Source organism: Kitasatospora sp. NPDC088391 (genome assembly GCF_044753345.1).
GTDB lineage: Bacteria > Actinomycetota > Actinomycetes > Streptomycetales > Streptomycetaceae > Kitasatospora.
In genome coordinates, this window is sequence record NZ_JBIVNB010000003.1 from 757,458 (window position 1) to 767,651 (window position 10,194).

Consider the following 10,194-nt stretch of genomic DNA (forward strand, 5'->3'; position numbering starts at 1 on the left):
CCCGGCGGCCGCGCCCGCCCGGGCGGGCGGGGCCGGGCCCCGCCCCCCCCCCCCCCCGCCCGCCGGGCGCCCCCCCCCCCGGGCGGGGGGGCCCCCGGCCCCCCCCCCCGCGGGCGGGGGCCCCCGACGGGCCCTCAGCCCAGGGTGAAGGGCGCCCAGGCGGTGCCGTTGTGGAAGTACTGCGGCGCGCCCTGCATGCCCACCGTGCGGAACGGCTGCTGCCCGTCGAGGTAGACCTGCTTGGTGCCCGTGCTCTTGTTGGCGCCGGTCCACTCGATCTCCAGGTACCAGCTGACGTCCCGGGACTTGCTGAAGGCGTCCACGTCGATCACCTGCGGGTCGTTGGCGGAGATCTTGTACGGGAAGTCGGTGACGGCCGTCTTCCGCTCGCCCTCCTTGCCGGGCACGGGGACGGCCTGCGGCGAGGCCGTGTCCAGGTTGACCTCGAAGGCGGCGGGCGTCAGCTCGACGCCGCCGCAGCCCGACCCCGGGGTGAAGGCGTTCCACTTCTCGGCGGGCCGGGTGCTGGTGACCACCACGGTCATCCGGTTCAGCACCACCGCCCCGGCGTCCTTGCCCTGCGCGGTCAGCTCGATCCGCAGGTGCCCGGCCGGGACCAGCCGCTGGGAGGCCGCCCAGCTGTCGACCCGGCCGGCCGAGATCTCCGCGGGCGGCGGGGCCATCTGCCCGGGCGCCCGGGGCGACAGGAACCACTGGTCGCAGGGGCTGCCCCAGCTGCCGCTGATCACGGAGACGTCGAACGGCGCGGTCCCGGTGGCCCCGTCGTCCGCGCCCGGGCCGGTCGAGCCCCCGGTGGCGGCGGGCGTGGACGGGGCGGTGCCGGTGGCGGCGGGCGGGGTGGTCCTCCCGGCGGCCTTCCCGGCCGCCTTGTCGGCGTCGTCGCCGGTGTCGCGCAGCACGAAGGCGGAGACCAGGGCAGCCACCACCGCCACCGCGGCCACGCTCAGCAGCACCCGGCCGCGGGTCCGGCGCGGGGCGGGGGCCTCCGGGCGCTCCGTCCGCACCGTCCGCACCTCGAACTCGTCGGGGGCGGCGGCGTCCGAGGCCAGCACGTCCGGTACCGGCGGGGCGGCCGGGGCCGGTGATGCGGGCGGTTCCGGGGCGGTCTCGCGGCGGCGGGCCGCGTCGGCCAGCAGCCAGCGGCGGTGCAGCTCGACCAGTTCCTCGCCGCTCGCCCCGCAGGCCCGGCCCAGCCGCTCGACCGGCGCGTACTCGGTCGGCACGGCGGCGCCGTTGCAGTAGCGGTGCAGGGTGGAGGTGCTGAGGTGCAGCCGGGTCGCCAGGGCCCCGTAGCTGCGGCCGGAACGCTCCTTGAGCTCGCGCAGCATCGCCGCGAACTCGTCGGTCTCCGCGCTCATCTGCTGCCTCTCGCCTGTTCCGGCCCGGTCCGTGGCACCGGCCGGCACGCCGTCCGTACCGCTGATCACGGTACCGGCCGGTCCGGCCGGTACCGGAGCGGGGGAGCGCCGCGGACCCGGGGCGAGGGGCGTGCCGGGGCCGTTCAGCTCTTGCCGGCCAGGGCGGTGGACTGGGCGGCGTGGTCGGCGCTGTCCGCGTACAGGCCGAGCTTCGGCTGCTTGCCGACCTTGGCGCCGGCGCCGAGCGGGAAGTTGCGGGTGTCGGCGTTGGGCATCTGGTCGTCGGCCAGCACGTTCAGCTCGTCGTAGTCGCCGGCGCTGCCGCTGCCGGGGTTCAGGTCGATCACCGCGAAGGTGCTCTTTCCGGGGGCCAGGGCGTAGGCCGGCGGGCCGCCGAGGCCGCCCGGGACGAGCGGGGTGACGGTGTTGCCGCGGTCGGCGGACTTGCCGACCGAGACCAGCGGGTAGTAGCTGAGGCCGCAGTAGGTGCTGCCCTGGTTGTGCACCTCGATCACCCGCTGGTCGGCGTTGCCGCCGCGGGTGGTGACCTTGACCGTCAGGTTCGCGGCCTTGCAGGAGTGGGTGTAGGCGTAGGACTCACCGCCGCCGGCCGCGCTCCCGGCCCCGGTGGCGGTGGTCGGCGTCGTAGGGGTCTTGGGGCGGGCGGCGCCGGTGTTGCCCGGGGCGGGGGCCCCGGCGGCCGGGGTGGAGGCGGCGGGCTGGGGCGCGGTGGTGGCGGCGGCCCCGGCGTCGGTGCCGGCGGTGGCGCTCTGCGAGGGCTTCGCGGCCTGGGCGGAGCCGCCGGCCTTGTCGGAACCGCAGGCGGTGAGGGTGAGCGCGGCGCCCAGGGCGAGGGCGGCGGGGACGAACAGGATGCGGCGAGCGGACATGGCGGAATCCCCCGGATCGGGTGTGGAGTGACGGAGTGGAGTGGGCGGCGAGCCGTCGGCGTCGGCCGCTGGGCAGAACTCTGGCCGCTGCCCGGACCGGTCCGCCAGCCTTCCGGGCCGAGGCGGGACGCTGGAACGGTTTCACCCCCTCCCACCTGTGGTTTTCCCCCTGCCTGGAACGGTCCGCCGGGACGCCGGGAGGCCGTTTCGGGGTCTGCCGGGGTCTTCCGGGGGCTCGTCCGGGGCCTTCCGGGGGCGCGGTCGGGGACGGGGCGGCGCTGGTTCAGGGGCGCGGCTGCGGCGTCGGGTCGAGGTAGACCCGGGTGACGGCGGGGACGGCCGCCCGGACGGCCCGCTCGGCCCGGTCGCAGGCGGCCTCGATGTCGGCGGCGGTGGCCAGGTCGGCGAAGTCGACCTTGGCGGCGACCAGCACGTCGTCCGGCCCGTACACGCTGGTGACCAGGTCGAGGACCCGGACCACCTGGGGCTGGGCGGTGAGCGCGGCGGCGATGGCGTGCTCGTAGCGTTCGGGCAGCGCACGGCCGATCAGCAGCGAGGCGTTGTCGCGGGCCAGCACCCAGGCGACCCACCCGAGCAGCAGGCCGATCAGCACCGAGGCCAGGCCGTCCCAGAGCGGGTCGCCGGTGAGCTGGGCGCCGAGCAGGCCGCCGAAGGCGAGCAGCAGGCCGATCAGGGCGGCGGCGTCCTCCAGGAAGACGGCCTTGACGGCGGTGTCGGAGGTCCGCCGCAGGTAGCGGTACCCGCCGACGCCGAGCCGGGTGGTGGTGCCGCGCAGCTGGCGGACCGTCCGGGAGAGCGAGACCGACTCCAGGACGAAGGCGACGCCCAGGATCAGGTAGGAGAGGACCGGGCTGCCCAGCTCCTCGCCGTGCCGCAGGGTGTGGACGCCGTCGTGGACGGAGAACACCGCGCCGCCGACGAAGGTGGCGAACGAGGCGAGCAGCGCCCACAGGTAGCGCTCCCGGCCGTGGCCGAGCGGGTGCAGATCGTCGGCGGGGCGGGTGCCGCGCTTGAGGGAGACGAAGAGCAGCACCTCGGTGACGGTGTCGGCGAAGGAGTGCGCGGCCTCGGAGAGCATCGCGCTGGAGCCGCTGATCGCGCCGGCCACGGCCTTGGCGAGGGCGATGCCCAGGTTGCACAGGCCCGCGACGATCACGGTGGTGAGGCTCTCGTCCGTGCTGCCGCTCGGTTCGTCCATGGCGCCCATAGCCGGTCAGTATGTCCGATTTGATGGCGTATCAGGCGGTAGGCTGGGGAGTTTCTTGGTGAATGCTTTACTCTTCCATTGCCATTCCCTGACCGACAGGAGTCCCGCCCGTGCACTGGCTCGACCCCCAGAACCTGATCTCCACCTTCGGCCTGATCGGCATCCTGGCCATCGTCTTCGCCGAGTCCGGCCTGCTGATCGGCTTCTTCCTGCCGGGCGACTCGCTGCTGTTCACCACCGGCCTGCTGGTGGCGGGCGGCACGCTGCCGCAGCCGCTCTGGGTGGTCTGCCCGCTGGTGGTGCTGGCCGCGATCGCCGGCGACCAGGTCGGCTACCTGTTCGGGAAGCGGGTCGGGCCGGGCCTGTTCAACCGCCCCGAGTCCCGGCTGTTCAAGCGGGAGAACGCGGAGCGCGCCGCCGCCTTCTTCGACCGGCACGGCCCGAAGGCGATCGTGCTGGCCCGGTTCGTGCCGGTGGTGCGCACCTTCACCCCGATCGTGGCGGGCGTCGCGGGCATGGGGTACCGCACGTTCGTGCTGTTCAACGTGGTCGGCGGGGTGCTCTGGGGCGCCGGGATCACCGTGCTCGGGTACTTCCTCGGCCAGGTCCCGGCGGTCCGCGACAACATCGAGGCGATCTGCCTGGCCATCGTGCTGGTCTCGGCGCTGCCCGTCGCGGCCGAGCTGCTCCGGGCCCGCCGCGCCGCCGTCCGGCGCGGCTGAGTCCGGCGCGGCTGAGCGTGGCGCGGCCGAGCCCGGCGCGGCCGCGCTTGCCCGAGTGCGGCGGCGGACCCCTTGCGTCCGGGACGGTGCGCACCCCATGATCCGGAACGGTGCGCACCCCTTGTTCGCACCGGCGCCCCCCATCGGGCAAGGTGGGGGCCAGCAGGCCGCCCCGGACGGGCGGGCGGCCGGGGAGGCGGAGGAGCACCGTGTCCGATCGCGAGCCGGAGGGCGCACCGGCGCAGGGGGCGCCGCCCACCGAAGGGCTGCTCGGGCCGGACGCGCCGCCGATCGAACGGCCCGTCAGCATCCCGCACGCGCCGCCGCCCGCCCAGACCGAGGGCCTGCTGGGCCACGCCGTCCCCGACCCGGGCGAGCCCGTCCGGGCCCGCAACCCGCTCGCCCAGGACACCCTCACCCCCGAGGAGTGGAACGCGGCCGGCTACACCCCGTCCCACGGCATCGACCTGGCGGAGCTGCACAAGGGAGCCCCCGGCGACGCCCCCTGGCCGGACCGGATGCGCACCCTGCTGCGCACGCCGATGGCCGAGCGCCCGGCCTTCGAGCGCACCCCGCGCGAACTGCACCCCGCCGCGAGCGGCCAGGCCCAGCGCAACGTGCCCCGGGTGCTCGACCTGTCGCTGCGGATCGGCGAACTGCTGCTGGCCAGCGGCGAGGCCGCCGAGGACGTGGAGGCCGCGATGCTCGGCATCGCGCACGCCTACCGGCTCGACCACTGCGAGCCGCAGGTCACCTTCACGCTGATCTCGATCTCGCACCAGCCCTCGCTGATCGACCCGCCGGTCACCGCGGACCGGGTGGTGCGCCGCCGGACGTCCGACTACACCCGGCTCGCCGCGGTCTACGAGCTGGTCGCGGACATCACGGCCGAGAAGGTCAGCGTCAACGACGCCTACCGGCGGCTCGCCGAGATCCGCCGCAACCGGCACCCGTACCCGGTGTGGCTGCTGACGATGGCCACCGGGCTGCTGGCCGGCGCGGCCTCCTTCCTCGTCGGCGGGCAGGTCGACACCAAGGCCTGGCTGGTGTTCGTCTCGGCCTTCGTCGCGGCCGCGGTCGGCGACCGGCTGGCGTCCTTCGTGGCCCGCCGCGGGCTGCCCGAGTTCTACCAGTTCGTGATCGCCGCGATGCCCGCCGCGCTCTGCGGCATCCTGCTCTCCTTCAACGACCTGCACCTGCGCGGCTCGGTGGTGATCACCGGTGGGCTGTTCGCGCTGCTGCCCGGCCGGGCCATGGTGGCCGCCGTCCAGGACGGCCTGACCGGCTTCTACATCACCGCCGCCGCCCGGCTGCTGGAGGTGATGTACCTGATCGCGGGCATCGTGATCGGCGTCATGCTGGTGCTCTACATCGGCGTCAACTACAACGCGAAGCTCCGGCCGGACGAGAGCATCGCCGGCGTCGCCCCCAACCCGCCGGTGCAGCTGGTCGCCGCGATCGTGCTGGCGCTGGCCTTCGCGATGCTGCTGCAGACCGACCGGCGCGCGCTGCCGATGGTGGTGCTGAACACGGTCATCGGCTGGGCCGTCTACGGCGTGCTCACCCGGGCGGGCATCTCGGCGATCGTCTCGACCGGCATCGCGGCGGGCCTGGTCGGCCTGTTCGGGCAGCTGCTGGCCCGTTACCGGGCGGCCTCCGCGCTGCCGTACGTGACGGCCGCGATCGGTCCGCTGATGCCCGGTTCGGCGCTCTACCTCGGCATGCTGGCGTTCGCCCAGGGCCACGCCTCGGTCGGGCTGGTCTCCGCCTCCCGGGCCGTCGCGCTGGCGCTGGCGCTGGCCATCGGCGTCAACCTCGGGGGCGAGGTGGCCCGGCTGTTCCTGAAGAACCCCGGCGCCAGCGACCGGGAGACCCCGCACCTGCTGATCCCGCGCCGGGCTGCGAAGCGCACCCGCGGCTTCTGACCCGGCGTCACCCCGCAGTCGGCCCGCACCCCGCAGTCGGACCGCCGCCACCCCGGGCGGTCCGCGCACCCGCGAGAAAAGGCACCACCCGATGATCAGTGCGCTGCTGGACGGCTACCGCCACCACATCGTGGACGCCCACAAGCAGCCGCTGTTCCTGCTGCTGACCGGGTTCATCGCCTCCTTCGTGTTCATCCGGTTCAGCACCCGGATGATCCGCGCCCAGGTCCGCTGGTGGCCCGGCAACGTCACCCCCGGCGGGCTGCACATCCACCACATGGTGTTCGGCCTGGGCTTCCTGCTGCTCGGCGGCATCGGGGTGTTCGCCACCAACGGCGGGCACCCCTGGATCGACTGGTTCGGCCTGGCCTTCGGCATCGGCTGCGGCCTGGTGCTGGACGAGTTCGCGCTGATCCTGCACCTGGACGACGTGTACTGGAGCGAGCAGGGCCGCAAGTCCGTGGACGCGGTGATCCTCGGCATCCTGCTGACCGCGCTGCTGCTCACCGGCTACGTCCCGCTCGGCGTGGTGCCCGGGCAGGACACCCGGTGGGGGCTGGTCGCGGTGATCGGCGTCAACGCGCTGGTCTGCCTGGTCGCGCTGCTCAAGGGGAAGGTCTGGACGGGTCTGCTCGGGATCATGGTGCCCGGCCTGTCCTGGATCGGCGCGATCCGGCTGGCCCGCCCCACCAGCCCGTGGGCGCGCTGGCGCTACTCCTCCCGCCCCCGGCGCATGGCGCGCGCGATCCGGCGCGAACGCCGCCTGCACGCGCGCATCGACCGGGCCCGCACCTGGCTGTTCGACCTGATCGCCGGGGCGCCCGACAAGGTCCCGCCGCACCACCCCAAGGCGCACGCCGTGGTCGAGCGGATGGCCGCCCGGGCGCTGGCCCACCGCCACCCGGAGAGCCCGGCGGGCGGGCGGAGCCCCGCCGCCGCCCAGGCCACCGACCCGGCCCGCCGGGCCCGGGCCCAGCGCCGCCGCCGCACCGTCCGGGCCGGACGGCCGCGCACCACCGCCACCGGCAAGCCGCCGCAGCAGGCACGCTGACGCTCCGTCGGGACGCCGTTCGTCCGTCTTCGAACCGGTAGGGTTCGTGGGCGACCCGTCGGTGCGGCGCAGGCCCGTCGCGCCCGCGGGTTCCGACAATCCGACATCTCACCCGGGCGGCGGCATGGCGGTGGCGCCGATCGGCGGGCGGCTCTGCGAATCTGACGGTGCGTAAAAGGATTGTCACCTCATGGGACATCCGGCTTGTCGGCCGACGGCCGGTGCCCGGCGGTGCCGGGCCGTCCCGCCGCCGCTTGCCGCGACCTGTCGCCGTCACCCGTCGAGAGAGGACCCGTCATGCCCCGCAGGCTCCTCCCCGCCCTCCTGCTCTGCTCCGCCGCGCTGCTCGCCCTGCTGCCCGCCGCGAGCGCCCCCGCCGCCCCCGCCGGCCGCGCCCTGACCCGGCCCGCCGACGACCCGGCGCCCACCGGTGACGGCCAGGACGCCTTCCCGTCCGCGGACGAGATCGCCCGGGCGCACGCCGACACCGACGCCAGGGCGGCCGCCGCGGCCTCCGCCGAAGCCGCGCTGGCCGCCGCGCAGGGCGAACTCGACCGGGCCGGACAGGCCGCCGAACAGGCCGTCGAGGCGTACAACGGGGCCCAGGTCCGGCTGACCCGGGCCCGGGACGCGGCCCGCGCCGCCGCCACGGCGGCCGCCGCCGCCGAGACCGACCGGGCCGCCGCCGCCGAACGCGCCGCCGGACTGGCCGCCGAGATCTACCGGCAGGGCGCCTCGCCCCAACTCTCCGCCCTGGACGCCCTGCTGGGCACCCGCGGCACCGGCTCGCTGTCCGACCAGGCCGCCGCCGTCGGCATCGCGGGCGCCCAGACCCGGCAGATCCTCGACCGGGCCACCGGCACCGCCCGCGCCGCCAAGGACGCCGCAGCGACGGCCCGCACCGCCGAGGCCGCCGCCCGGGACGCCGCCGAACGGGTCCGGGCCGCCGAGGAACAGGCCCGGCAGCGGCTCGCCGACCAGCAGCGCCAGGTCACCGAGATCGGCCGCCGCCGGGAGACCCTGCTCGCCGAGCTCGCCGCCGCCCGCGACACCACCGTCGACCTCGAACGCCGCCGCCGGGAGGCCCTGGACGCGATCGCCGCCCGCGAGGCCGAGGAGGCCGCCCGCCGCGCCCAGGCGGAGGCCGAGGCCGCGGCCGCCGCCGAGGCCGCCCGCCACCACGCGCCCCCGCAGCGCGAGAGCGCGTGGTCGGCCGGCGGCTCCACCGCCGCCCTCGCCTTCGCCCGCTCCGTCGTCGGCCTGCCCTACATCTGGGGCGGCGAGGGCCCGCAGGGCTACGACTGCTCCGGCCTGACCATGATGGCCTGGCGCCGCGGCGGCAAGCAGCTCACCCACTTCGCCGCCGACCAGTACGCCGAGTCCACCCCCGTCACCTACGACCGGCTCCGCCCCGGCGACCTGGTGTTCTGGACGAAGACCGGTCGCGCCGCCGACATCTACCACGTCGCCATCTACCTCGGCGACGACCAGATGATCGAAGCCCCCCGCCCCGGCACCGCCATCAAACAGGCCAGCCTCTGGATCATGGGCCGCCCGGACTTCTACGCCCGCCCCTGAGCCCGTCCGGCGCGGGGGAAAATCGGGTGTCCGGGCCGGGCCGCCGTCGTACGGTGGCCGGATGGGCAACGACGCACAGCACGGCCCCGACGGGGGCATCGAGATCCGGCCGATCGTCCGGGAGGAACTGGCCGTCTGGGACCGGGCGATCGCCCGGGGCTTCCTCCGTCCGCACGTCGCCCCGGCCACGGAGTGGCGCGAGCTGCTCTTCGAGCCGGGCCGGATGCTGGCGGCCTTCGACCGCGACGACCCGACGCCGGAGGGCCCGCGCTGCGTCGCCACCTTCCGCAGCTACGACACCGGGATCACGGTGCCGGGCGGGGCCCGGCTGCCCGTCGACGCCATCACCGCCGTCACGGTGAACTCCACCCACCGGCGGCGCGGCCTGCTCAGCGGGATGATGCGCCAGGACCTCTCCGCCGCCCGCGAGCGCGGCTCGGCCGCCGCGATCCTGATCGCCGCCGAGCACAACATCTACGGCCGCTTCGGCTTCGGCTCCGCCGCCCCGCTGGCCGGCTGGCGGGTCGACGTGCTGCGCTCCGGCGGCCTGCGCGAGGACCTGCCGGTGCACGAGGGCCACCGGATCGACTTCATCGACCTGGACGAGTTCCGCAAGCTCGGCCCGGAGCTGCACGAGCGCTGGCGCCCCACCCGGCCCGGCGCGATCGGCCGCCCCGACCACTGGTGGCGGTTGCGCTCCGGCGCGCTGGAGCTGCCGGGCTTCGACTGGAAGGAGGGCTTCACGGCCGTCCACCGCACCGCCGACGGCACCGTCACCGGCCTGATCAGCTACGCCGTCGAGGACAAGTGGGACGGCGCCTACCCGGACTGCCCGCTGACGGTCCGTGACTTCCTCGCGCTGGACGCGCCCACCGCCAACGCGCTGTGGAAGTTCGCCTTCTCGGTGGACTGGGTCCGGCACGTGGTCGCCGCCGGCCTCGGCCCCGGCGACCCGCTGCCGCTGCTACTGAAGGACCCGCGCGGCGCCCGCCCGCACGAGGAGACCGCCGACTTCACCTGGCTGCGGCTGCTCGACCTGCCCGCCGCGTTCGCCGCCCGCCGCTACGAGGCCCCCGGGCGGATCGTGCTGGACGTCACCGACCGCTACGGCTGGACGGCCGGCCGCTGGGCGCTGGAGGCCGCCGCCGACGGCACCGGCCGGATCACCCCCACCGACGACGCCGCCGAACTCGCCCTGGAAATCTCGCAGTTGAGCGCACTCTACCTGGGCGGCGAGACCGCGACCCGGCTGGCCGACGCCGGTCTGGTCACCGAACTCGCCCCCGGCGCGGCCAGGTCCGCCACCACGCTGCTGCGCACCGCGCGGGCCCCCTGGAACCCCGACAGCTTCTGACCGCTCCCGTTCCACCAACTGCCCTGCCCCAGAGGCGCGGCAGACCGGTCCACCCGGTCTGCCGCGC

General features: G+C 75.6%; 8 protein-coding genes. 5 read left to right on the top strand and 3 right to left on the bottom strand.

The window, feature by feature from the left end:
• Positions 1 to 134: 134 nt before the first annotated feature.
• The 3 genes from ACIQBJ_RS12150 to ACIQBJ_RS12160 form a co-directional block, all read right to left on the bottom strand.
• The gene (locus ACIQBJ_RS12150) at positions 135 to 1,379 is read right to left on the bottom strand and encodes a helix-turn-helix domain-containing protein (RefSeq protein WP_400707725.1); all 1,245 of its coding nucleotides are present in this window, start codon (positions 1,377 to 1,379) and stop codon (positions 135 to 137) included.
• A 143-nt stretch (positions 1,380 to 1,522) separates the two neighbouring features.
• Complete coding sequence (locus tag ACIQBJ_RS12155; RefSeq protein ID WP_400707728.1) at positions 1,523 to 2,269, bottom strand: hypothetical protein; 747 nt, start codon at positions 2,267 to 2,269, stop codon at positions 1,523 to 1,525.
• 283 nt (positions 2,270 to 2,552) lie between these two features.
• Positions 2,553 to 3,497 (bottom strand): cation diffusion facilitator family transporter, encoded by a 945-nt coding sequence (locus ACIQBJ_RS12160; protein ID WP_400707731.1) that lies wholly within the window; start codon positions 3,495 to 3,497, stop codon positions 2,553 to 2,555.
• Between the two features lie 110 nt (positions 3,498 to 3,607).
• On the opposite strand from ACIQBJ_RS12160, the gene ACIQBJ_RS12165 reads away from it, so the two are divergent.
• The 5 genes from ACIQBJ_RS12165 to ACIQBJ_RS12185 all read left to right on the top strand — a co-directional run bounded on the left by ACIQBJ_RS12165 (position 3,608) and on the right by ACIQBJ_RS12185 (position 10,127).
• On the top strand, positions 3,608 to 4,219 hold the full coding sequence (locus ACIQBJ_RS12165; protein ID WP_400707734.1) for a DedA family protein: 612 nt from the start codon (positions 3,608 to 3,610) through the stop codon (positions 4,217 to 4,219).
• Positions 4,220 to 4,428: 209 nt separating this feature from the next.
• On the top strand, positions 4,429 to 6,144 hold the full coding sequence (locus ACIQBJ_RS12170; RefSeq protein ID WP_400707737.1) for a threonine/serine exporter ThrE family protein: 1,716 nt from the start codon (positions 4,429 to 4,431) through the stop codon (positions 6,142 to 6,144).
• A gap of 91 nt (positions 6,145 to 6,235) precedes the next feature.
• Positions 6,236 to 7,195, top strand: a complete 960-nt coding sequence (locus ACIQBJ_RS12175; protein ID WP_400707740.1) for a hypothetical protein — start codon at positions 6,236 to 6,238, stop codon at positions 7,193 to 7,195.
• A gap of 297 nt (positions 7,196 to 7,492) precedes the next feature.
• The gene (locus tag ACIQBJ_RS12180; protein ID WP_400707743.1) at positions 7,493 to 8,773 is read left to right on the top strand and encodes a C40 family peptidase; all 1,281 of its coding nucleotides are present in this window, start codon (positions 7,493 to 7,495) and stop codon (positions 8,771 to 8,773) included.
• Positions 8,774 to 8,834: 61 nt separating this feature from the next.
• On the top strand, positions 8,835 to 10,127 hold the full coding sequence (locus ACIQBJ_RS12185; protein ID WP_400707746.1) for a GNAT family N-acetyltransferase: 1,293 nt from the start codon (positions 8,835 to 8,837) through the stop codon (positions 10,125 to 10,127).
• The last annotated feature ends 67 nt before the right edge of the window (positions 10,128 to 10,194 follow it).